16 protein-coding genes are annotated in these 24,397 nt (G+C 64.0%); 12 read left to right on the forward strand and 4 right to left on the reverse strand.

What is annotated here, in order from left to right; all coding sequences use genetic code 11:
* The first annotated feature begins 1 nt into the window (after nucleotide 1).
* Complete coding sequence (locus tag LRX75_RS15215; RefSeq protein WP_231815602.1) at nucleotides 2-580, forward strand: nucleoside 2-deoxyribosyltransferase; 579 nt, start codon at nucleotides 2-4, stop codon at nucleotides 578-580.
* A gap of 123 nt (nucleotides 581-703) precedes the next feature.
* On the opposite strand, the gene LRX75_RS15220 is transcribed toward LRX75_RS15215, so the two are convergent.
* Together LRX75_RS15220 and fumC are read right to left on the reverse strand one after the other, a co-directional pair.
* On the reverse strand, nucleotides 704-1,774 hold the full coding sequence (locus LRX75_RS15220) for a GGDEF domain-containing protein (protein WP_231815603.1): 1,071 nt from the start codon (nucleotides 1,772-1,774) through the stop codon (nucleotides 704-706).
* A 269-nt stretch (nucleotides 1,775-2,043) separates the two neighbouring features.
* Nucleotides 2,044-3,435, reverse strand: a complete 1,392-nt coding sequence (gene fumC, locus LRX75_RS15225; protein ID WP_231815604.1) for a class II fumarate hydratase — start codon at nucleotides 3,433-3,435, stop codon at nucleotides 2,044-2,046.
* A 508-nt stretch (nucleotides 3,436-3,943) separates the two neighbouring features.
* Here fumC and LRX75_RS15230 point away from each other — a divergent pair.
* On the forward strand, nucleotides 3,944-5,836 hold the full coding sequence (locus LRX75_RS15230) for a L,D-transpeptidase family protein (RefSeq protein ID WP_231815605.1): 1,893 nt from the start codon (nucleotides 3,944-3,946) through the stop codon (nucleotides 5,834-5,836).
* A 170-nt stretch (nucleotides 5,837-6,006) separates the two neighbouring features.
* Here the strand turns inward: LRX75_RS15230 and gltA are convergent, their stop codons facing one another.
* Nucleotides 6,007-7,296: a citrate synthase gene (gene gltA, locus LRX75_RS15235; protein ID WP_113152127.1), complete on the reverse strand. Its 1,290-nt coding sequence runs from the start codon at nucleotides 7,294-7,296 to the stop codon at nucleotides 6,007-6,009.
* Nucleotides 7,297-7,777: 481 nt separating this feature from the next.
* On the opposite strand from gltA, the gene LRX75_RS15240 reads away from it, so the two are divergent.
* The 9 genes from LRX75_RS15240 to exoR all read left to right on the forward strand — a co-directional run bounded on the left by LRX75_RS15240 (nucleotide 7,778) and on the right by exoR (nucleotide 21,754).
* Entirely contained in the window at nucleotides 7,778-10,099 is a 2,322-nt protein-coding gene (locus LRX75_RS15240; RefSeq protein WP_231815606.1) for a ComEC/Rec2 family competence protein, read from the forward strand.
* A 150-nt stretch (nucleotides 10,100-10,249) separates the two neighbouring features.
* On the forward strand, nucleotides 10,250-11,278 hold the full coding sequence (gene exbB / locus LRX75_RS15245; protein WP_231815607.1) for a tonB-system energizer ExbB: 1,029 nt from the start codon (nucleotides 10,250-10,252) through the stop codon (nucleotides 11,276-11,278).
* Nucleotides 11,279-11,281: 3 nt separating this feature from the next.
* Nucleotides 11,282-11,716, forward strand: coding sequence for a TonB system transport protein ExbD (gene exbD / locus LRX75_RS15250; RefSeq protein ID WP_231815608.1), 435 nt, complete (start codon nucleotides 11,282-11,284; stop codon nucleotides 11,714-11,716).
* Nucleotides 11,717-11,890: 174 nt separating this feature from the next.
* Nucleotides 11,891-12,550 (forward strand): protein-L-isoaspartate O-methyltransferase family protein, encoded by a 660-nt coding sequence (locus LRX75_RS15255; RefSeq protein WP_231815609.1) that lies wholly within the window; start codon nucleotides 11,891-11,893, stop codon nucleotides 12,548-12,550.
* A gap of 378 nt (nucleotides 12,551-12,928) precedes the next feature.
* Nucleotides 12,929-14,284 carry a TolC family outer membrane protein gene (locus LRX75_RS15260; protein WP_231815610.1) on the forward strand — a complete coding sequence of 452 codons (1,356 nt, stop codon included), beginning with the start codon at nucleotides 12,929-12,931 and terminating at the stop codon, nucleotides 14,282-14,284.
* Nucleotides 14,285-14,449: 165 nt separating this feature from the next.
* The gene (locus LRX75_RS15265) at nucleotides 14,450-15,415 is read left to right on the forward strand and encodes a DUF2497 domain-containing protein (protein WP_231815611.1); all 966 of its coding nucleotides are present in this window, start codon (nucleotides 14,450-14,452) and stop codon (nucleotides 15,413-15,415) included.
* Between the two features lie 218 nt (nucleotides 15,416-15,633).
* Nucleotides 15,634-18,477, forward strand: a complete 2,844-nt coding sequence (locus LRX75_RS15270) for a valine--tRNA ligase (RefSeq protein WP_231815612.1) — start codon at nucleotides 15,634-15,636, stop codon at nucleotides 18,475-18,477.
* 462 nt (nucleotides 18,478-18,939) lie between these two features.
* The gene (locus LRX75_RS15275) at nucleotides 18,940-20,196 is read left to right on the forward strand and encodes an OmpP1/FadL family transporter (RefSeq protein ID WP_231815613.1); all 1,257 of its coding nucleotides are present in this window, start codon (nucleotides 18,940-18,942) and stop codon (nucleotides 20,194-20,196) included.
* A gap of 760 nt (nucleotides 20,197-20,956) precedes the next feature.
* Nucleotides 20,957-21,754 (forward strand): exopolysaccharide production regulator ExoR, encoded by a 798-nt coding sequence (gene exoR, locus LRX75_RS15280; protein ID WP_113151995.1) that lies wholly within the window; start codon nucleotides 20,957-20,959, stop codon nucleotides 21,752-21,754.
* 111 nt (nucleotides 21,755-21,865) lie between these two features.
* Here the strand turns inward: exoR and xth are convergent, their stop codons facing one another.
* Nucleotides 21,866-22,672, reverse strand: a complete 807-nt coding sequence (gene xth, locus LRX75_RS15285) for an exodeoxyribonuclease III (protein WP_231815614.1) — start codon at nucleotides 22,670-22,672, stop codon at nucleotides 21,866-21,868.
* Nucleotides 22,673-22,893: 221 nt separating this feature from the next.
* Between xth and LRX75_RS15290 the strand changes: the two genes are divergently transcribed.
* The gene (locus LRX75_RS15290) at nucleotides 22,894-24,357 is read left to right on the forward strand and encodes a phospholipase D-like domain-containing protein (protein ID WP_231815615.1); all 1,464 of its coding nucleotides are present in this window, start codon (nucleotides 22,894-22,896) and stop codon (nucleotides 24,355-24,357) included.
* The last annotated feature ends 40 nt before the right edge of the window (nucleotides 24,358-24,397 follow it).

A 24,397-nucleotide genomic window follows, 5' to 3' on the forward strand; every position in this document is an offset into this window, starting at 1 on the left:
AATGTCCCTGAAAGTCTATCTCGCCGGTCCCGAAGTCTTCCTGCCCAATGCGCGGGAGATCCTCGATATTAAGGCCGAGCGGGCGAGGGCGGCGGGTTTCGAACCGCTGAGCCCGGGCGATCTCGCCATTCCCCCGGCCGAGACGAAGTTCGGCATGGGTCTGGCGATCAGCCAGGTCAACGAGGGGATGATGCGCGCGGCCGATGCGGTCATCGCCAACCTCACCCCGTTCCGCGGCGTCGCCGCCGATGTCGGCACGGCCTTCGAGGTCGGATTCATGTGCGCGCAGGGCAAACTGGTCTATGCCTATACGAACGTCGCCCGATCGCATTACGACCGCTGTTCGGCCTATTACGGCGGAGACATCCGCGAGACGTCGGACGGCCGGCATCGCGGGCCCGACGGTATCTCCATCGAAAATTTCGACATGGCGGACAATCTGATGCTGGACGGTGGCATCGCCGCCCGTGGCGGCGCGCTCGTGGTGAGCAATGCGGCAGCCGACGCGCTCTACACCGATCTCGCCGCCTTCGAGGAATGCCTTCGCCTGCTCGCCGAGCAGCAGGGCACGATGGCCTGACCGTCGTTCTCGATCGATCTCACTGCAGAATGCCTTAAGCCGGAATCGGCTTGAGGATAAAAATACGCAGAAAATTTAATAAGTTACATAGATATTTGCGCATCATGAATGACGGGTGGCGCTCTAACGGCGATAGAGAAGCCAGTTGCGGCCGGTATCCTTCTTCATGCCGTCCTCGAACAGCATGGTCCGGTTGCGTCCGGCATTCTTGGCGCAGTAGAGCGCCACGTCGGCCTTGTTGTAGAGATCGACCGGGTCTTCCGCGAGGGAGGCTTGGCAAACGCCGATGGAGAGCGTGATCGGGCCATAGTTCACGCCCGTCTTCGAATTCTTGAACGGCGTGTTGGCCAATGCGGTGCGGATGCGGTCTGCGACCTGCACGCATTCCTCGACGGTCTGGTCGTTGAGGATGATGGCGAACTCCTCGCCGCCGGTGCGCGCGACGAAGGCTTCGCGGCGCAGGTTCGAGCGGATGACCGTCCCGACCGTCGCAAGGATCTTGTCGCCCACGGGGTGGCCGAACGTGTCGTTGACCTTCTTGAAATGGTCGATATCGGCGATCAGCAGCCCGGTATAGGTCCTGATCTGATCCGAATTGTAGACGGACGACAGCTTCTCGTCGAAGGCGCGGCGGTTGGCGAGACGGGTCAGGGAATCGGTGTTGGCGATCCGCTTGTACTCGTCGAGCTCCTGCCGGATGACATCCATCTCCACCGATTTCAGGGAGACGTTCTCGACCAGTTCCTTGCCCTGGCTCATCGTATCCTCGGTGGCCCGAGAGAGCAGGGTCATCGCGCTGCGCAGGATTTCGACGCTCGCGGCACTCTTGTTGTTGATGTTGTCGGCGGTCTCGCCGAGCACCCGATTGTAGCTTTCGAGCGCGAACTGCTCGTCGCGCATCAGGGCCAGCAGATCGTTCAGCTGAGCCGCAAGGCGGCTATGCGCGCGCTCGACGCCGGCGGCATGGTGGATATGCGCGAAGTAGCGGGCGCCGATCTCGTCCAGTTCTTCCTGCGTCGCCTTGCTGCCCAGCGCGGCCAGCTCTTTCGTCAGCCGCGGGTTGGAGCCGATATAGGCTTCGTAATAGAGCTCGTAATTCCGCGGGATCGGGGCAATGCCCATGATCCGCATCGCAAACGTAACCTGCGCCGCAATATCCGGAGCTTGCCCCTTGGGTGATGTCGCAGGCTGCACGCACGCCCTCCTGTTATCCTGAGCTCGGCATCGCGGAAGACGACATTGTCGACCGGCACACATGCCCATGGCTGCAGGTGTGGCGTTCGATCGACCGGCGAAGACCCTCTGCAGTAGCGTATTCTAGGGATGAAAAGATTTGAGAAAGTTTAACGATTGTTGGAAACATCGCCTGCCACCTGCGGGAATGTGCGGAGCGACACAAAAAACCCTGCCGGGCATTCCGGCAGGGTTTGAAGAGCGAGACGATCCTGTGACGGCCGCTTGGGTCAGGCCGGGCTGATCATCGTTTCCGGGCGAACGACTGCGTCGAACTCCTCGTTCGTGACATAACCGCCTCCGACGGCTTCCTCGCGGAGCGTCGTGCCGTTCTTGTGGGCCGTCTTGGCGATCTTGGCGGCATTGTCGTAGCCGATCTTCGGCGCAAGCGCCGTGACGAGCATCAGCGAGCGATCGAGCGCCGCCTTGATGTTGTCTTCGCGTGCCTCGATGCCGGTGACGCAATTGTCGGTGAAGGAGACGGCGGCATCCGCCAGCAGCTGTACCGACTGCAGGAAGTTGTAGGCCATCAGCGGATTGTAGACGTTCAGCTCGAAATGCCCCTGGCTGCCGGCGAAGGTCAGCGAGGCGTGGTTGCCGAAGACCTGGACGCAGACCTGGGTCAGCGCTTCGCACTGCGTCGGGTTGACCTTGCCCGGCATGATCGAGGAGCCCGGCTCGTTCTCCGGCAGCGACAGTTCGCCGAGACCCGAACGCGGGCCGGAGCCGAGAAGCCGGATGTCGTTGGCGATCTTGAAGAGCGCGGCCGCCGTCGCATTGATGGCGCCATGGCTGAACACCATGGAATCATGTGCGGCCAGCGCCTCGAACTTGTTCGGCGCTGAGGTGAACGCGATGCCGGTGATCGCCGCGATCTCTTCGGCGACCTTTTCGGCAAAGCCGATCGGTGCGTTGAGCCCGGTGCCGACTGCGGTGCCCCCTTGCGCGAGTTCCTGCAGGCCGGGCAGGGTCATCTCGATGCGCTTGATGGAGGAGGCGACCTGCGCTGCGTAGCCGGAGAACTCCTGGCCGAGCGTCAGCGGGGTCGCGTCCTGCGTGTGCGTGCGGCCGATCTTGATGATGTGGTCGAAGGCCTTCACCTTGGCTTCGAGCGCCGCGTGCAGGTGCTTCAGGGCCGGCACCAGATCGTGCACGACGCGTTCCGCGCAGGCGATGTGCATGGCGGTCGGGAAGGTGTCGTTCGACGACTGGCTCATATTGACGTGATCGTTCGGGTGAACCGGCTTCTTGGAGCCCATGACGCCGCCGAGCAGTTCGATCGCCCGGTTCGAGATAACCTCGTTGGCGTTCATGTTCGACTGCGTGCCGGAACCGGTCTGCCAGACGACGAGCGGGAAGTGGTCGTTGAGCTTGCCGTCGATAACTTCCTGCGCGGCGCGGATGATCGGCTCGCCGACGGCGGGGTCGAGCCGGCCGAGCGCCATGTTGGCCTTGGCCGCCGCCTGCTTCACGATGCCGAGGGCCCGCACGATGGACAGCGGCTGCTTTTCCCAGCCGATCTTGAAATTGCCGAGGGAGCGCTGGGCCTGTGCGCCCCAATAGCGGTCGTTCTCGACCTCGATCGGGCCAAATGTATCGGTTTCCGTGCGCGTGGCTGTCATCGTCTCTTCCCTGCTTCGTCTGATGCAGCACCGTCGCGCGCTGCGAGATCCTTTGAGCCGGACGCGACAAGGCCCGGCCGGTCTGGGGTCTTCTGTGGCCCAGGAGCCGCCCGGTTGTAAAGAGGCAGGAGAGGCATGCCCGCCGTACAATCGTTTGAATGATCCCGCGGCGGTGAGGGACGCTGCATGCCACGGCGAGAGGGGATCGGACGCGCTTTCTGTGCCTTTTGGAACACAGGCGGAATGTCTCTTGAAAAGCCTGCACCGCATGGCGAGAGGAAGATCCTCGGGCGTCGGTAAACCATTCAGGGGAAAAGCAAGAACTATCAGTTTCTTGGCCCGTACGTCTGCGCCGCGGACACGGTTTTTTCGCCCGCACCCGCCCGATTGCGCCGCGCGCGTTTCCTTTTCATTCACCAACATTTCTTATAAGTCGGATGCTTGGTGACATGAACGGCATCGGGCGCCACCCGCCATGAGGCGGCACTGCGATACGGAAAGTTCGGCTATGACATTGAAGAAGACAGCAGCGATCGTCACCCTCATGTCGGGGTGCGCCCTGACCACGCTCCACGTCGGTTCCGCCGACGCCATGACGCTGATGGACCTGTTCCGTCGCAACCGCGCGCCGGAGACCCTTCAGACCCTGCCGGAGGCTGCTCCGGCGCCCGCGCAGGAGCCGTCCGCACCGGCCCGGCGCAGCGCGTCATCGCCGGCTCCGCGTGTCGTCGGCCCCAAATACTACACCTACAAGGCGGAAGCGCCGCGCCGCATCGAGACCGATCGCCTCGTCGATCCCGTGGTCACGGGCTCGCTCCGTCCCGAGCTCGTATCGACCGGCAGCACGACGCCGCTCAGCGATATCAGGCCTTACATGCCATCCGTCACCGCTTATGCCGCGCCCGATGTCGCCAAGACGATCGAGGCCTATTACGCCGGCACGGATGCGCTGATCTGGATCGACGCCACCGGCGTGAACGACCGCGCGCGTGCCGCCATGGCCGTGCTGGCGGATGCCGCCAGCATCGGGCTCGATCCGCAGGATTATGCCGTCGCGCTGCCCTCGGAAACGCCGGATGCGACCGACATGGCCGCCCGCGAGAAGGCGCTCATCTCCTTCGAGATCCGCCTGAGCGCCGCCGTGATGACCTATGTGCAGGATACCATTCGCGGTCGGATCGATCCGAATGCGATTTCCGGCTACCACGATTTCAAGCGCAAGGACGTCAACCTCGCCGGCAAGCTGCGCGTCATCGCCGCCAGCCATGACGTCGCGGCTTTCCTCGCAACGCAGACGCCGTCCAACCCCGAATTCACCGCGCTTCGCGACGAGCTGAAGCGGCTGGAGGCGACCGCGGACGGCCAGCCGCGCATCGAGATTCCGGAAGGCACACTCCTGAAACCGGGCATCGCCGATCCGGGCCTGCCGGCCGTGGTCGCTGCCATCAAGGCGAAAGGCTCCGAGACGCTGAAGACGGACCATGCCGCGACGCTGGCCGCCTATCAGGGCAGCGAGGACTACGCGCCCGATCTGGTCGCCCTGGTCGAGGGATTCCAGAAGGAAAACGGCCTGAAGCCGGACGGCATCGTCGGGCGCGCCTCGATCCGCATCCTGAGCGGCGGCGACAGCCACGCCGACAAGATCGCCAAGCTGCGCATCGCCATGGAACAGGCTCGCTGGCTTCCAGCCGATCTCGGCAGCCGCTACGTCTTCATCAACCAGCCGGCCTTCACGGCCTCTTATCATGATGCCGGCGTCGAGCAGTTCAACATGCGCGTCGTCGTGGGCTCGAAGACGAACCAGACCTACTTCTTCCAAGACGAGATCCAGACCGTCGAGTTCAATCCGTACTGGGGCGTGCCGCAGTCGATCATCATCAATGAAATGCTGCCGAAGCTGCGCAGCGATCCGGGCTATCTCGATCGGCTGGGCTATCAGGTGGAGGTCGCAGGCCGTGCGGTGTCGTCCTACGACGTCGACTGGTATGGCTCCACCAAGGGTGTCTCCGTGCGCCAGCCGCCGTCGGATGACAATGCGCTTGGCGAACTGAAGATCTTGTTCCCCAACGCACACGCGATCTACATGCATGACACGCCGTCCAAGAGCTTCTTCAAGAAGGACATGCGGGCCCTCAGCCATGGTTGCGTCCGGCTCGCCGATCCCCGCCGCATGGCCGCTGCTGTGCTCGGCACGACGGTGGACGACGTCGCCAAGCAGATCGCCGGCGGTCGCAACAAGGGTGTCTCGGTTCCCGGCCACATTCCCGTCTACGTCGCCTACTTCACGGCATGGCCGGATAAGGATGGCCGCATCGCCTATTTCGACGACGTCTACGATCGCGACATGTATATGAACCGCGCCTTCGACGCGACACGCCAGGTTCGCCGGATCGAGGGCTGACCCGTCACGACGTTCGCAGTCGCACGCATCCGTATTCGATGAAGCCAGTCTCCTCCGGGAGGCTGGCTTCATTGTTTGGAGAGGTTCGTGTTCAGCCAAAGACGTGGCATGAAAAAAGCCGCGGGCACTGGGCCCGCGGCTTCTGTCGTCATGGGATCGAGCCGTTCGGCTTAGCGCTTGGAAACCGGAACGTAGTCGCGCTTCGGTTCGCCGACATAGAGCTGGCGCGGCCGGCCGATGCGCTGTTCCGGGTCCTCGATCATTTCGTTCCACTGCGCGATCCAGCCCACGGTGCGGGCCAGGGCGAACAGAACGGTGAACATGGTCGTGGGGAAGCCGAGCGCCTTCAGCGTGATGCCCGAGTAGAAGTCGATGTTCGGGTAAAGCTTCTTCTCGATGAAGTAAGGATCGGTCAGCGCGATGCGCTCGAGTTCCATGGCGACCTGCAGCAGCGGATCGTCCTTGTGGCCGAGTTCGGCCAGAACTTCATGCGTGGTCTTCTGCATGATCTTGGCGCGCGGATCGTAGTTCTTGTAGACGCGGTGACCGAAGCCCATCAGGCGGAACGGATCGTTCTTGTCCTTGGCCTTGGCGACATATTCCGGAATGCGATCGACCGTGCCGATTTCCGCCAGCATGTTGAGAGCCGCTTCGTTGGCGCCGCCGTGTGCCGGGCCCCAGAGGCAGGCAATGCCGGCCGCGATACAGGCAAACGGGTTTGCACCCGACGAGCCGGCGAGACGAACCGTCGAGGTCGATGCGTTCTGCTCGTGATCGGCATGGAGGATGAAGATCCGGTCCATGGCGCGGGCGAGCACCGGATTGACCTTGTACTCCTCGCAGGGAACAGCAAAGCACATGTGCAGGAAGTTCGACGCGTAATCGAGGTCGTTCTTCGGGTAAACGAAGGGCTGGCCGATATGGTACTTGTAGGCCATGGCGGCAAGCGTCGGCATCTTCGCGATCATGCGCAGGCTCGCGACCATGCGCTGGTGCGGATCGGTGATATCCGTCGAGTCGTGGTAGAAGGCCGAGAGCGCGCCGACGCAGCCGCACATGACGGCCATCGGGTGGGCATCGCGGCGGAAGCCGGTGAAGAAGCGCGACATCTGCTCGTGCACCATGGTGTGATGCGTGACGCGGTGATCGAAGTCGATCTTCTGCGTCTTCGTCGGCAGTTCGCCGTACAGAAGAAGGTAGCAGACCTCGAGGAAATCGCCCTGTTCGGCGAGCTGCTCGATGGGAAAGCCGCGGTGGAGAAGAATGCCTTCGTCACCGTCGATATAGGTAATCTTGGACTCGCAGGATGCGGTCGACGTAAAGCCCGGATCGTAGGTGAACTGGCCCGTCTGCTTGTAGAGCGTGCCGATATCGACCACCTCTGGGCCGATGGACCCGGACCGCACCGGCAGCTCGACCGATTTATCGTTGACCGTCACCGTTGCGCTTTTGCCTGCCATATAGCGATCCTCCATTTGCACCGAAACGGCACGAAAGCGTGCCGCAATTCATCGTTGTTGCCTCAGTGCTACCGCATTTGATACCCCCTGCCAAGCGCTCGGGGGCTTACGTTTTGCGATGCAGCATAAACATCTTGCGGCGCGATAGTTGCATGGATTGTCGGCAGTTCCAATCGGAGCTGCATAGGAAAGTCGCGGCTTTCCGCCATCGATCGGAGACATGATGAAGAATTAGGCAGGAACGCGAAATTGTAAATTGGCCTGTTTTCTGCAACATTTTCGTGGGGTGTCGAGAAGGGGCGTGCAGGTGATGCGTAAGGTGCCCGAAACGGTGACGGACATCCGACCGCGGCCGGCCGATCGCGCTCTTCATGAGCCGGCTCCGACGGCGTTGCCGCGCGTCGCCGCACCCCGGCCCGACCGGCGTTTCCCGCGATTTCCGCAGCTGTCGATACGCGCGCAAGGTCGCCGGATCCATGCCTTGCGACCGCGTCCGTCCGCCTGGCCGGCTCGCTGCCGCGTCGCCTGGGAAGAGGAGGCGGCTTTCGGGCATCCGTTTCTCTTCCTGCCGCTGCTGATCGCTTTGGGAGCTCTTCTCTGGTTTTCCGCGCATGATCCGCCCGATCTCCTCAATGTTGCAGTGCTGGCATGTGTTTTTTGCATAGCCAGCGGCGCGCTCCTGTCGCGGCCGGGATGGCTGCGTCTTGTCGTGCTCACGGCCACGGGTCTGCTGCTCGGTGCGACCTCGGCGGCCTTCGAAACGGCGCGGACGGCCACCGTCATGCTGGACTCGCCTGTGACAACGACGATGACGGGCAAAATCCTCAGCCGGGAAATCGCCGGGCGGACTGCCTATCGCTATATCGTCGCTCTCCAGAGCACCGAGGCGCCGAGGCTGCGGCGACCGCCGACGACGCTGACGCTCGTCGTGCGCAACGGCGGTGCGGCAAAGGTCGGCGATGTCATCAAGGGCAGGGCGCGTCTGTCACCGCCGTCCGGCCCCGCGCTCGCCGGCCTCAACGATTTCGGCTTCGACAGCTTCTTCAAAGGCATCGGAGCCGTGGGCTATGCCTACGGAAAACCGCAGATCCTCGTTGAGGCCGGCAACCGGGAGACCGACAGCTGGTCCCTGATCGACAGGGGATGGGCCGGTCTGGCCGTCTGGCGCGAAGCCATCGGCATGCGGATCCGCGCGACGATCCCCGGCGATGCGGGCGCCATCGCCGCGGCTCTCGTCACCGCGGAGGAACGGGCGATCGGCCGGGACAGCATCGCGGCCTTGCGCAATTCCGGCCTCGGCCATGTCCTGGCGATCTCGGGGCTCAATATGGTGCTGGCCGCGGGCACGCTGCTGGTCGGTCTGCGAACCGGGCTCAGTCTCGTGCCGGGTCTTGCCCATCGCGTGCCCATCAAGAAGATCGCGGCGGCCGGGGCTCTGCTGATGGTCTGCTTTTATATCCTGATTTCCGGCGGTGCCGTGTCCGCCGTCCGGTCGTGGATCATGATCGTCATCATGCTCGTTGCCGTCTTCTTCGATCGTCCCTCGATCAGCCTGCGCAATGTCGCCATCGCAGCGCTCGTCATCCTCGCGGTGGATCCGTCGGCCGTGTCCGGTCCGGGATTCCAGATGTCCTTCGCCGCCACGCTGGCCCTCGTCGCCGGCTATGCCCGCTGGCGGGAACGCGAGGTGCCGGCAGGCCGGCGCGAAGGAAACGAGATGTTCGCGAGCCTTCGCGGTTTCCTCGCCGGCCTCTTTCTCAGTTCGCTGATCGGCGGCGTCTCCACGATGATCTACTCCGCGGCACACTTCAACCAGCTGCCGGCTTATGGCCTGCTCGGCAATATGCTGGCCATGCCGGTCATCGGCATCGTGGTCATGCCGGCCGGGCTCGTGGCGATGCTGCTGATGCCGCTCGGGCTCGATACCCTGCCGCTGATGGTGATGGGATACGGGCTTGAAGTCATGCTGGCCGTCGCCCGCTTCGTCTCGTCGCTTGGCGGCCAGATCATGACCGGGCGCCTGCCGCACGCGGCCTTCGCGCTGATCGCCATCGGAGGTCTGGTCGTCTGCCTGCTGCGAACGCGACTGGCACTCGCAGGTCTCGGGCTCGCCGTCCTTGGCCTCTGCATGGCTGTCGCTGCACCGTCCGAGCGACCGGCTCTCCTTGTCGCCGAGGACGGGCGACTGGTCGCGATCACCGGTGGCACGGCCGGCGCCAGCAACCGGCCCCGGCCGCCCGCCTTCATCTACGGCCAGTGGACCCGGGCACTCCGTCTGGAGCGGCACCAGGCGCCGGCTATGCGGACCGATCTCGCTCTGCCGGAACCTCCATCACCCACGGCCGACGGACGGAACCGGCCACCCTTCGAGAGAACGGCCGCCCGCGCGGCATTGCGCCGGCTGATCGGTGAGGGCGAGAAGAGCCGTTTCTCCTGCGTTCCAGAGCAATGGTGTGCGGCAACATCGCGCCAAGGCTGGGTCGTCGTGACAGTGGAGGATCGAAGGCTCGTCGGTGCCGCCTGCGATCTCGCCGATATCGTCGTGACCTCCGCGAGCCTTGCCTTCTCCACCTGCCGGTCCGGCGCCCTGCTCGCCGGTGCCCGCATGCTCCGGAAAACGGGCGCCCTCGAAATCTACGCCGATGAAACCGCGCCGCAGGGCAGGCGGATCGTTACGGCGATGGACGGCCTTGTCCGTCCGTGGCAGCGCCACCGCGCCTATGATTGGCGCCGCGATACGTTCCCGGACGACGTACCGGACACAGACGGAGCCCTCACATCCGCTGGCGCGGAAGAATCATGATGAAAATACTCTACAAATCTTGCCTTCCTGACCGTCTGTGACATATGAGAGCGCGAACGACGTCACAGTGGTGACGAAACCGGCTGCGGCCGGCGCCCGAGATCATCCCCCGCTGAGCGGTACGGATGGATCGCTTGAGATGGACGGATCATGTCGAACCGCAAGTTTTCCACGCCCTTTTTCGCCGTCGCCCTGATCGCGGCCACCGCGATGTCGATGCCGGCCCATGCCCAGTCGGTCGCTCCCACGGTACCCGCCACGGAACAGGCCCCGCCCGCGCCGGCAGATCCGCAGAACGCGAACCCTGTGGCACCCGCCCCTTTGACGCCGGCGCCACAGGCGACGACCCCCGCGACGTCCGAAACGGCCCCTGCCGCGCCCGCGCCGGAGGAGGCTCCGACGGAGCTTTCGGCCGAGGACGGCGCCGACCCGGCGCTCCCGCATGATCTTTCGCCGGTCGGCATGTTCCTGGCGGCGGACTATGTGGTGAAGGGCGTGATGATCGCGCTGGCGCTTGCCTCGGTCGCCACCTGGTCCATTCTCCTCTTCAAGGTGTTCGAGCTTTCGGCAGCCAAGACACGCCTGCGCCGGGCGCTCGCCCATTTCACCGATTCGACGGGCCTGCGCGACGCCTCCGAAGGCGGCGCCGTCCGCAGCGGGCCGGCGGTCGCCATGCTGACGGCGGCGGGTCAGGAGCTGACCAAATCCGAGCCTGTCCTCGATCTCGTGCCGGGCGAGGGCGTCAAGGAGCGCGTCGCTTCGCGCCTCCAGCGTATCGAGGCCGGTGCCGGCAAGAAGATCGCGGCGGGCACGGGCGTGCTCGCGACGGTCGGTTCCATCTCGCCCTTCGTCGGCCTGTTCGGCACGGTCTGGGGCATCATGAATTCCTTCATCGGCATCAGCCAGGCCCAGACCACCAATCTGGCCATCGTCGCCCCCGGCATCGCCGAGGCGCTTCTGGCAACGGCCATCGGTCTCGTCGCGGCCATTCCCGCCGTCGTCATCTACAACTACTTCGCCCGCTCGATCGCCGGCTACCGGCTGATTCTCGCGGACACGGCCGCCGCCGTCGATCGTCTCGTCAGCCGCGACCTCGATTTCCGCCTGGCCCGCCGCACCGCGCCGCGGCTGGCCGACACGATCAAGCAGGGCGAGACGCCCGTCGCACGGGCGAGGTAGACCATGGCAACGCGACTTGGCGACAGCGGCGGCGGCGATCTCGAGGAAAACGCGGAGATCAACGTCACCCCCTTCATCGATGTCATGCTGGTGCTTCTCATCATCTTCATGGTCGCTGCACCGCTGGCCACCGTCGACATGAAGGTGGACCTTCCGCAATCGGCGGCAAGACCGACTCCGCGCAGCGACGACAAGCCGGTCTTCATCACTCTGAAGTCCGATCTGACGCTGGCACTCGGCAATGAGACGACCGACGAGACGCGTTTTGCCGCGGATCTCGACGCGATGACCGAAGGCAACAAGCAGACGCGCATCCTCCTGCGGGCCGACAAGACGGTCGATTACGGCGCGTTGATGGACCTGATGAACAGAATCCAGCAGGCGGGCTACGGCAAGATCGCGCTGGTCGGCCTCGAGGGTGCGCCCGCGCCACGCTGAGCGCATGAGGCATCGGAGACGCCGAGCGATTTGCCGATCCCTGCATTCGCCGCTTGAAACGCACGAAGCGGCGATTTATGAGCTTTGCAAGGCAGTCCGCCAATGCGGCGGACGCAGGCGTCCGGACCATGGTCCACAAGGGCGCGTTCAAAGCGGATCGAAGAGGCACGCGCGATGGATTTCGAAGCAGCACGTATCAAGATGGTCGACAACCAGGTTCGCACCACGGATGTCACCTCTCATACGGTCCTTTCCGCTTTTCTCGCGGTTCCCCGCGAGGCGTTCGTTCCGGAAAACCGCAAGCAGCTCGCCTATATCGACACGGATATCGCGGTCTCCCCGGCCGACGGCGGCCGCTACGTCATGGAGCCGTCGCCACTGGCGAAGTTGCTGCAGCTCGGTGAGATCGCCGTGACAGATTCCATTCTTGAGATCGGTTGCACGACCGGATACACCTCTGCTCTTCTGTCTCTGCTTGGCAAGGATGTGACGGCGCTGGAAAGCGACGCGGAGCTCGCCGCGCAGGCGAAAGCCAACCTCTCCAGCCTCGGCTATGCAAACGTCAACGTGGTCACGGGTCCCCTCGAAGCCGGTTATCCCAGCAAGGCCCCGTATGATGTCATCTTCGTCAATGGTGCGATCGAAACGGTTCCCGCAGCCCTGACGTCGCAGTTGAGGGACGGTGGTCGCCTGATCGCCGTCGTCGGCTTCGGCAACGCATCGCGCGCCAAGGTTTTCATGCGCGAAGGTGGCAAGACATCCGAGCGCAAGGCGTTCAACACGGCCGTCAAGCCGCTGCCGGGCTTCCGCGTCGCCAGGGAATTCGTGTTCTGACGATCTGATCGCCGCGCTTTATGGGAGTAGAAGAGGCCGGGTCGCTCAAGGGGTGCCCGGCTTTTTCATGTGTGATCGTCCGGCCTCAGGTGGCGCTGGCGTATCGACGGGTCCATGGTCAGGCTGGCGCCATGCTCGCCAATTAGGTCTAGCTTGAATACCGGTCGGGTTTCAGGATGACCTGATGCGCGACAGCAACGGTGCGCCACTCTTGGGTTACGGAGAACCGTTTCCGCCTTGCGCACGGGGCAGTAGGGCTGGCATCGAAGACGCCTGCGGCGGTCGCTGCCTTCAAGGTCGGTATGGCCGTTGCGGCGGACACACGGAAGTCGATGTGCAGGGACCGGATGTCCGGGCCTGTCACACTGGAGGCATCGCATGAACCTGCTGCGCACAACGGCCATTCTCGCGCTGGCTCTCGTTTCGCCGGCCGCTGCCGACACGATCGCGGATGCGATGGCGAAAGCCTACGTCAACAATCCGGATCTGAACGCCGCACGCGCCGGCCTGCGGGCCGTGGACGAATCCGTCACGATCGCGAAGGCCGGTTACAGGCCGCAGGTTTCGGCGGTGGCGACCGGGACGCAGACGCGCTTCGAGAGCGAGCTGCAGAGGCGGCGCGATTTCCATCAGGGCACGGCCGGACTGACGATTACCCAGCAGATCTTCGACGGCTTCCAGACCCTGAACGAGATCCGCGCGTCCGAATCCACGGTCCTTTCCAATCGGGAAAGCCTGAAGGCGAACGAGATTTCGATCCTGCTGTCGGCTGCGGAAGCCTATGCCAATATCGTCCGCGACCAGCAGATCGTCGGCATCCGCCGCCAGAACCTCGCCTTCCTCAAGGAGCAGCTGAAGGCCGCCAATGCGCGGCTGACGGTGGGTGAGGGCACGCGCACGGATGTCAGTCAGGCCGAGGCGGAGCTGGCCAGTGCCAAGGCGCTGCTCGCCACGGCGGTCTCGCAGTTGAAGCAGAGCGAAGCCGTCTACGTCCAGATCGTCGGCGGCGCGCCGCGCGATATCAAGGCGGCGTCGCCCGCCAAGATCGGCATGCCCCGCACGCTCGACCAGGCTGTCGCCGCGGGCCTTCGCGACAATCCGCAGATCATCGCGGCCGAATATGCGGTCGATGCCGCCGGCTACCGGGTGAAACAGGCGGAGGGGAGCATGCTGCCCGGCGTGACGATCCAGGGCTCGGTCAGCCGCAACACCGGCGATGCCTTCAGCAATGGCGGGATCGACAGCACCTCGGGCTCGATCACAGCGCGGCTTCAGGTCCCCATCTACCAGGGCGGCGCCGAATACGGCCAGGTGCGGCAGGCCAAGGAGCGGGCAGGTCAGCAGCGCATCGTCGTCGACAGTGTCCGGCTCGACGTCCAGAAGACTGTGGTCAGCGCCTATGCGCAGCTGGATGCCGCCCGCGCCTCCATCACGGCCAACAAGGAGCAGATCCGCGCCGCAAACCAGGCGCTGGCCGGCGTCATCGAGGAGCGCAAGGTGGGACAGCGCACGACGCTCGACGTGCTCGACGCCCAGCAATCCGTGCTCGTCGCACGCGAAAGCCTCGCCGCATCGGAGCGCAACGCCGTCGTCGCCAGCTATTCTCTGCTCGCCAGCATGGGCATACTGACCGTCCGTGGCCAGAAGCTCGACGTTGCGGAGTACCGGCCGGAAGAACACTACGAGGCGGTGAAGAACAAGTGGTTCGGCTTGAGCCCCGTCGAGGGACGCTGACCGGTTCCGCTTCGTTTGCCCGGAAGATCGGATGACGGGAGAAACAAATCTGTGCATCATCGTAGGAGGATGATTCGCGTCATTCCGCCAAACGGACAAGTCGCTTAAGGGTCATCGGGCTCTGCGCGAAGCGGCGGCGCGCGTTGAATGAAACGAGGATCTGCAATGGCACAATCGAACCTGGCGCGCGAACCGTCGATGGACGAAATTCTCGCTTCGATCCGCAAGATCATCGAGAGCAACGAGGCGACCGGCCCCGGTTTCCCCGCCAATGACCACGGTCCCATGTCGGACGGCTATTATGCCAGCGACCGCACCTATCTCGACGAGGAACAGGCCGAAGACATCCAGCTGACGATCGACGATACCGTTTTCCCCGATTTCGACACGTCCGAGCCCGCGACGGCGCCCCGGCAGGCGCCGCCCGCGTCCTTTGCCATGGAAGAGCCGCCCCGTGCCGCGCCATCCGCGCCGCTGTCGCTCGCCGATGTCGCCGCGCGCGTTCGCGCTGCGTCCGAGCGCCAGACGATGCCGCGCGAAGCAGTGTCCGCCCCGCGCGAACTGCCGGCAAGGGCGCCGCAGACGGCTGCGCCGCGGTCCGACATGCCGCAACCCCTGCCGCAGGCAACCGTCGCGGCGGTATCCCAGCCGGAGCCGGCTCCCGTCGTGGCCCCTCGCGAGCCGGCCGTCGTCCAGACGCAGCGCGAACAGGAAGCCGCTCATCAGGCAGAGGTGGAGGCATCCATCCGCGCCATGGCGCGCGACGTCGTCACCCCGCATCTTGTGCCGGAAGAGGTTGCCTCGTCCGAGATCGCAACGTCTGGAGCGGCCGTGACGGCACAGCCGGAAACGCCGGCCGCTGCACCGATGGCGTCGTCCGACGCATCGTCGTCGCCCCGCGAAAAGGATGTGACCGCCATCCTTTCGGATGCGGTGAGCGAACAGGTCTCCCGCTCGTTCGGCGAGCTGGCACTCGCTGTCGACAGCAGCCCGCGCCGCTCTTTCGATGAGATCGCGGAAGAAATGCTGCGTCCGATGCTTCACGAATGGCTCGACGACAATCTGCCGACGCTGGTGGAGCGCCTCGTGCGCGAGGAAATCGAACGCGTGGCCCGCGGCCCGCGCCGCTGACGCCGTTTCCGGAGCGGCGTCCGAACGGAGCCGTTCCTCCCTTGCCCTGCTGAAGATCGGAGCGCGCGCGAGCCCATTGCCGCGCGCATCCTTCATTCCGGTCCGGTCGGCATGGCATCCTCCCCCGGCGAACCCCATATTCACGGGGCGGAATGTTGCGCGCTTGCGCCGTTCCGGTTTACAAGCCTCCCACATCCACCAGCACGTTTGGCTCCGAAATGCTTGACAAAACCTATGATTCCGCTGCGGTCGAACCGCGTATCGCCAAGCTTTGGGACGATGCCGACGCTTTTCGCGCCGGTGCGGGCGCCAAGCCCGGCGCCGAGCCCTTCTGCGTCGTCATTCCCCCGCCGAACGTGACCGGCTCCCTGCACATGGGCCATGCCCTCAACAATACGCTGCAGGATATCATGATCCGCTTCGAGCGGATGCGCGGCAAGGACGTGCTGTGGCAGCCGGGCATGGACCATGCCGGCATCGCGACCCAGATGGTCGTCGAGCGCCAGTTGATGGAACGCCAGCTTCCCGGCCGACGCGACATGGGCCGCGAGGCCTTCGTCGACCGGATCTGGGATTGGAAGGACGAATCGGGTGGTCTGATCTTCAACCAGCTGAAGCGCCTCGGCGCCTCCTGCGACTGGTCGCGCGAGCGCTTCACCATGGACGAGGGGCTTTCGAAGGCGGTTCTCGAGGTTTTTGTCACGCTCTACAAGCAGGGCCTGATCTACAAGGACAACCGGCTCGTCAATTGGGATCCGAAGCTCCTGACCGCGATTTCGGATCTCGAGGTCGAGCAGATCGAGGTTGCCGGCAATCTCTGGCATCTGCGTTATCCGCTGGAGCCCGGCGTCACCTACCAGCATCCCGTTGCCTTCAACGAAGAGGGCGAACCCACGGCGTTCGAGACGCGCGACTATCTGGTCGTTGCGACGACGCGCCCGGAAACCATGCTTGGCGACACCGGGATCGCCGTCAATCCGGAAGACGAGCGCTATCGCGCGATCGTCGGCAAGCACGTCGTGCTGCCGCTGGTCGGCCGCCGCATTCCGATCGTTGCCGACGACTATGCCGATCCGACCGCCGGAACCGGCGCCGTCAAGATGACGCCGGCCCATGATTTCAACGATTTCGAGGTCGCGCGCCGCCACGATCTGCGCAAGATCAACATCCTCACGATCGATGGCCATGTCACGCTGAAGGACAACGAGGACTTTCTCGAAGGTCTTCCGGCGATCGGCGAACTCGATGCGCTGATCGAGATCCTCGAGAACGTCGAACGTTTCGCGGCCCGCAAGATCATCGTCTCCCTGTTCGAGGAGCGCGGCCTGCTCGACAGGATCGAGCCGCACAAGCACATGGTTCCCCATGGCGACCGCGGCGGCGTGCCGATCGAGCCGCGGCTGACGGAGCAGTGGTATGTCGATGCGGCGACGCTCGCCAAGCCTGCCATCGCCTCCGTTCGCGAAGGTCGCACCAATTTCGTTCCGAAGAACTGGGAGAAGACCTATTACGAGTGGATGGAGAACATCCAGCCGTGGTGCGTCTCCCGTCAGCTCTGGTGGGGGCACCAGATCCCGGCATGGTACGGCCCGGACGGACAGGTCTTCGTCGAAAAGTCCGAGGAGGAGGCGCTGCACGCCGCCATCCAGCATTATCTGTCGCATGAAGGCCCGATGAAGGCTTTCGTTCAGGACCGGATCGAGAACTTTGCGGTCGGCGAGATCCTGACGCGCGATGAAGACGTTCTCGATACCTGGTTTTCGTCCGCGCTCTGGCCGTTCTCCACGCTCGGCTGGCCCGATCAGACCAAGGAACTGGCGAATTACTACCAGACGGACGTTCTCGTCACCGGGTTCGACATCATCTTCTTCTGGGTCGCCCGGATGATGATGATGGGCCTTCACTTCATGAAGGACGAGAGCGGCGACCCGGTCGAGCCCTTCCATACCGTCTATGTTCACGCGCTCGTGCGCGACAAGAACGGGCAGAAGATGTCGAAGTCGAAGGGCAACGTCATCGATCCGCTCGACCTCATCGACGAATATGGCGCCGATGCGCTGCGCTTCACGCTCGCCATCATGGCGGCGCAGGGGCGCGACGTGAAGCTCGATCCGGCACGGATCGCAGGCTACCGCAATTTCGGCACCAAGCTCTGGAACGCCACGCGCTTTGCCGAGATGAACGGCGTGAAGGCCGATCCGTCCTTCCTGCCGGAGGCCTGCATCCTTCCGGTCAACCAGTGGATCCTGACAGAGCTGTCGCGCACGGTTCGCGATGTCACGGCGTCCATCGAGACCTACCGCTTCAACGAGGCCGCGGGCAGCCTGTACCGTTTCGTCTGGAACCAGGTCTGCGATTGGTATCTGGAGCTGCTGAAGCCGGTCTTTGCCGGTGAGGACGAGGCGGCCAAGGCCGAGTCCCAGGCCTGTGTCGCCTATGTGCTCGAAGCGGCCTACAAGCTTTTGCACCCGTTCATGCCCTTCATGACGGAGGAGCTGTGGACGGCGACGGCCGACGAGGGCGTGAAGCGGGACGGGCTGCTCTGCCACGCCGCATGGCCGGTTTCCGGCTTTGTCAACGAGCATGCGGCGGCGGAAATCAACTGGCTGATCGACCTCGTATCCGGCATCCGCTCGGTCCGTTCCGAGATGAATGTCCCCCCTTCGGCGATTGCGCCTCTCGTCGTGGTCGATGCCGGCATTCCCACGCGCGAACGGCTGGAACGTCATGCGGCCGCGATCCGTCGTCTCGCCCGCGTCGATGCCATCGAGATCGCGACGACGGCGCCGAAGGGCAGCGCGCAGATCGTGGTCGGCGAGGCGACCTTCTGCCTGCCGCTTGGCGCCTTGATCGATCTCGTGGCCGAAAAGGCGCGCCTCGGCAAGGCGATCGACAAGGTCGAGATCGAACGCCAGCGCATCCTCGGCAAGCTGTCGAACGAGAAGTTCGTCGCGAATGCCAAGGCGGAGGTCGTGGAAGCGGAGCGCGAACGACTGGTCGAACTCGATGGCCAGAAGGCCGCGCTCGATGTCGCCCTCGGGCGCATCGCGGATGCGAGCTGAGCTCTGACGACACGCGATCCCTTCGGGAGAGCATAAGCATTCAAGGGGCCGCGACATCGTCGCGGCTCTTTTCAGATGCGAGCTCGCGGAGCCGGCGCAGCCGGCGACTCAGCGACGCGGGCGGGGTGATGGCAAGCGATCGGACGCCACACGCGGAAAGTTCCACCCGCAACGCTGCCGGAACGGAAACATGTCTGAAAAATGGCAGGTTGTGGCATGTTGGTGACAGTCTCAGGGGTGAAGCAAATTCATGCCTTCTTCTTCGAGAAACACCAGTTCGCTAGAAAAAAATTTCCAAATCACTCGAAATTCAGCATGCAGACGAAATTCTTACGTCAATTTTTGCACGCAACCAGATGTGACCATCAATTTATGGGAATTGCTTTCGGTTTGTATTCGCATATCCTCATGTTCAATAAGGCGGCATCCGAGGGCGTGTCGTCACGTTGAGTGGGAGGTTACATGAATTTCAAACATACACGGTCCGTCGTTGCCATGGCAGTTCTCGCCGCGATGACTGCGACGTCGGCTCACGCAGGTGGTCTGGAGCGCGGCGGCTACAACATCGATCTTCTGTTCGATCCCTCTGCCTATGCGCTCGAAGCGACGACAACCTATGTGAACCCGCAGCGCGACCTGAAGAACGGCCGCGACACCAACCCGGCGAACGGCCTCGGTGCCGATGGTCGCGGCGGCGGTTCGACATCGACGCGTGACACGGAAAGCTACTGGGTACCGCGTGTCGGCATCAAGGCAGCGCTTGGCGACAGCGGCATCGACTGCATGGCCGACTACTCGCAGCCCTTCGGTGCCTATACCAATCCGGGCCGCAACTGGATCGGCGCCAACGACAATACCAAAACGAAGATCGAAACCGACAACTACGCGGTGACCTGTTCCTACAAGTGGGCCATGGGTCCGGGCAAGATCCGGGTCATCGGTGGCGGCTTCTACCAGGAGGTCAACGGCTTCAAGGAGCGTCTGGTCGCGCCGAACTTCTACGGGACGGGCAACGGCATCGGCCGCCTGGATCTCGAGGATAGCGGCTGGGGCGGTCGCGTCGGTCTGGCCTACGAAGTTCCCGAATATGCCTTCCTGACGAGCCTCGTCTACAACAGCGAAGTCAAGTTCGACGATATCGAGGGCACGATCGACCTCAGCGAAGTGCGCGTACCCGGTCCGCTGGGACCGACCCGGCCGATCCAGTTCGGCAAGTATTCCGTCACCGGCGAGGCATCCGTGCCGCAGTCGCTGGAGTACAAGATCCAGAGCGGCATCGCACCCGATTGGCTGGCCTTCGGCTCGATCAAGTGGACGGACTGGAGTGTCTTGCAGTCGGTCGCCTTCTGCCCGGCAACGGCGAGCCCTCTGACCCCCTGCACCAGCCTCGACCTGCTCTACCGCGACGGTCTGACCGTTACGGCCGGCCTCGGTCACAAGTTCAACGATCAGTGGAGCGGCGCCGTCAGCCTGACCTGGGATCGTGGCACGAGCACGGTCATCAACGCGCAGAGCGACACCTGGACGCTCGGCACGGGCGTTGCCTACAAGCCGGTCGAGAACGTCGAGTTCCGTCTGGCCGGCGCCGTCGGCATCCTGACCAGCGGCTCGTCCCGCTCGACCACTGTCAATGGCGTGCCGTTCGGCAGCAACGTCAGCTACGACTACGGCAACGATGTCGTCACGGCCGTCTCGACCTCGCTGAAGGTTCGCTTCTGATCCATCGCAAGCGATGCGGAAAAACGAGCGCCCGGTTCAAAGCCGGGCGCTTTTGCGTTCCGGGCCACCTGCGCCGGGTCGGGGTGTGGACGGGCATGACCGTGACAGGCGTGGCGGGCGGCTGCAACGCGCTGTGGCGGACGCTGCGGCTGCGCACCACCTATCATGGTCCGACGCTCATGGGCGGGCTTGCGTCAGCAACAGGCGTCCGATCGCCGTTTCCCGGCTGTCCCCTTCGCGGGCGGCAGGAAGGAGAAAGACCGGGATCGGGTGGCGGGACGGGGGCGGGACATCGGCGCTGGCCACACGCATTTTGTGACGATTCCGCAACACGCGGTTTGAATGGTTTGGCGGCCCCGGCAGGCCCTTGTTTCAGTCTATTTCCCGCCACAAACAGAGAGCATCGATCTCCTACCGCAGGAAGATGAACCCCGTCGCGAACGCGCAGTGCGCCAAGGGGAACAATTTTCGGCAGGTGAAACGAAGTAGTGATGTTTCATGATGTTACATGGCGATCTTCGAGGGCGTCGACGGGTGGAACCGCGAAGGGGAACCCCGGATCTGAAGAGGGTGGAGACAGGGCCGCAGTGTCGCCGAAAATCGGCGCTAGGCTGGCTTGGACACTCGATGAGCCGGCAGCGGCTGCGACAGGGGAATGCGGGCGAGGGGTCGCCGCGGCATTCCGGCAGGCATGGACCGAGTGGGGAAGCGCCGGATCGAACACGAGGCGAACCGGGTTGAACGGAAGATTTTGACGAATATGCTACGCGAATGCAGGTCGTTGACGTTGGTGGTATTGAGTTTGGCGACAGCGCTTGGGGCGTCTTGCGGTGCGGTTCGCGCCTTTGACCCCAATGCTGGCGTCACGAAGGAATCCGGTCCGTTCGCCCTCTTCAAATTCGGCTTCTCCGCCTATAAGAACGGCCGCAAGGACGAGGCCGTCGAGGCCTATCGCTACGCGGCCGAAAAGGGCCATACGGCGTCCCGCTGGGCCCTGGCCAACATGTATGCCGATGGTGACGGCGTCACCGAAAACGACCTCGAAGCCTTCAAGATCTATAGCGAGATCGCCGAGAACGGTGTCGAGCCGGGCTCGCAGGATACGGGCTACTTCGTCAATGCGCTGATCTCGCTTGCAGGCTACTACCGCCGCGGCATTCCCGACACACCCGTCTCCGCCGATCTCAGCCAGGCCCGCCAGCTCTATTTCCAGGCGGCCTCCACCTTCGGCGTCGCGGAAGCCCAGTTTCAGCTGGCCAAGATGCTGCTGTCCGGCGACGGCGGCAGCGTCAATGTCCAGCAGGCCAAGAAGTGGCTGAACCGGGCCCGCAAGAAGGGCCATGCCGGCGCCATGGGCGTCTTCGGCAACGTCATCTTCCAGGAAGGCCAGACCGTCCGAGGCCTCGCCTACATGACGGCGGCGCTCGACCAGTGCTCGCCCAAAGACCGGCAGTGGCTGCAGCCGATGCAGGAGCAGGCCTTCTCGCTTGCGACCGAGTCCGACCGCCGTGTCGCGATCAACATGTCCCACGCCATCCGTCCCGGCGAAGCGGACTGACCACGCCCATCGTCGCGCGCCGGCCACCCGCGACCCGCCGGACGATCGTTCGACGCCGGCACGGCATCACATGCGCGACCTCCGATCATAACCGTTCGAGGCGAGGCGTCTTCAGGCAGCGACGACCTCGATCGGCGTGAAGTCGAAATGGGCGATGACGGGCACGTGGTCGGACGGCTTCTCCCAGGCGCGGACATGCTTCTCGATGTCGGTCGAGATCAGCTTGTCGGTCGCCTCCGGCGACAGCATCAGATGGTCGATGCGAATGCCGTGGTTCTTGGGCCATGCGCCAGCCTGGTAGTCCCAGAAGGAATAGTGTGAGGCCGCATCGGTCGTCGCGCGAACGGCGTCCGTGAGGCCGAGCTGTTCCAGGCGGCGAAAGGCGGCGCGTGTGCGCGGCAGGTAGAGGGCGTCGTTCTCCCAGACGCGCGGGTCCCAGCAGTCGTGCGGCTCGGGGATCACGTTGTAGTCGCCGGCAAGGATCAGCGGCTCTTCGAGTGCCAGCCGTGACGCGGCAAAGGCCTGCAGCCGCTCCATCCAGCCGAGCTTGTAGGTGTACTTTTCCGTTTCCGGCGGGTTGCCGTTGGGCAGGTAGAGCGAGCACACCCGGATCACGCCGCCCTCGACGGAGAACACGCCCTCGATGAAGCGCGACTGGGCGTCCTCGTCGTCGCCCGCGAGCCCGTTGGTGATCTCGTCCGGCTTGATGCGCGTTAGGAGCGCGACGCCGTTGAAGCCCTTCTGGCCGTGGGTAAAAACATGATAGCCGAGCGCCTCGATCTCGGCACGGGGAAAGCCCTCGTCGACCGTCTTGATCTCCTGCAGGCAGGCGATGTCGGGGCGGGACTCCTGCAGCCAGGCAAGGAGAGCGTCGATGCGGGCCCTGACGCCGTTGATGTTCCAGGTCGCGATCTTCATGGTCTCAGTCTCCCGTGGCTGCAGCCTCGTCTTAAAGGGCATCGATGGCTTTGACAAACGCCTCGGCGGAAAATCGGTGGTCCCGGTGTGCCTTGCCTTGAAGGGCGGGGCGGGGCGCGAACGGCAATAATCTTCGGTGCGCGATACACGTTGACGGCCCGATGCGCTAAGTCATCACACACGTCACGCCGCTGTCGATGAGAAGGGATAGACCCGGGAGCATGATCCAGACGCTTGCCACCTACTGGCCGCATATTCTCGCCGTTCTCTCGGTGCTCCTCGGCGTTCCCGCTGCCCTTCATGCCACTATGACCAAGGAAGAGGTGCGGGCGGCCCTTGGCTGGGTCGGCGTCATCGTTCTCTCTCCGGTCCTCGGCGCCATCATCTATGCCGTCGCGGGGATCAACCGCATCCGGCGCAGCTCCATCGGCCTTCAGCGCTCGCTCCTGAAGGACCGGACGGCCGACGCGCTCCGGCGTTTCGATGTCACCGATGCGCTCGTCGCCGATCGCTTCGGCCAGCGCTTCTCATCGATGAAGGTTCTCGGCGACAAGGTCAGCCGTCACCATATGTCGGCCGGCAACGCGATCGCGATGCTCGAAGGCGGCGATATCGCCTATGCCCGCATGCAGGAGGCGATCGCCGGCGCCACGCGCTCCATCCTCTTGGAGACCTACATCTTCGACCGGGACCCGATCGGCCTGCGCTTCGCCGATGCCCTGATTGCGGCCGCCGGACGCGGCGTCGAGGTGCGGGTGCTGATCGATGCGGTCGGCGCGCGCTATTCCGTGCCGAGCATCGTCGGTCATCTGCGCGCGAGCGGCGTCACCACCCGGACGTTCAACGGCAATATCGTCATGGGGCTGCGTCTGCCCTATGCCAATCTGCGCACGCACCGGAAGATCCTCGTGGTCGATGGCGGCGTCGCCTACACCGGCGGCATGAACATCCGTGCCGGCTTCACGTCGGAATTTGCGGGCGGCAGGGAGGCGCACGACACGCATTTCGAAGTGCGGGGACCCGTGGTCGCCGATCTGCTGCATGTCGCCTGCGAGGACTGGCAGTTCGCCGATGGCGAAGTGCTGGAAGGCGACACCTGGGGTGTCGATCCGCCGCCGGACAGCGAGCGCAAGTCACCCATGATCATGCGCGCCATACCCACTGGGCCGGACCGCGCCAACGAGGCCAATCACCGGATGCTGATGGGGGCGATCTCCATCGCCCGCAAGAGCATACGGATCATGTCGCCCTATTTCCTGCCGGATCGCGAGCTGGTGAGCGCTCTGGTCACGGCGGCGCTGCGGGGCGTCGATGTCGATATCATCGTGCCGGCCGTCAACAATCTGACGCTCGTCGATCGGGCCATGACCGCACAGTTCGATCAGGTGCTGAAGGGCGGCTGCCGGGTCTGGCGGGCGCAGGGCACGTTCAACCACTCCAAGCTGCTGACGATCGACGGACGCTGGTCGTATATCGGCTCCTCGAACATCGACCCGCGATCGCTGCGGCTCAATTTCGAGATCGATCTCGAAGTGCTCGATACGGCGTTCGCTGCGGATCTGGAACGCCGGTTCGACGCCATGCAGGGCGCCGCAAGCGAGGTGACGCTGGCCGCGCTCCGCGCCCGGCCGTTCACCACGCGGCTGATCGACCGGGTCTTCTGGCTCGGATCGCCGTACCTGTAGGATAAGTATTACAGTGCGTTGCACCGGTTTCCGGATTCGG

It is taken from the genome of Rhizobium quercicola, assembly GCF_021168455.1.
Lineage (GTDB): Bacteria > Pseudomonadota > Alphaproteobacteria > Rhizobiales > Rhizobiaceae > Ferranicluibacter > Ferranicluibacter quercicola.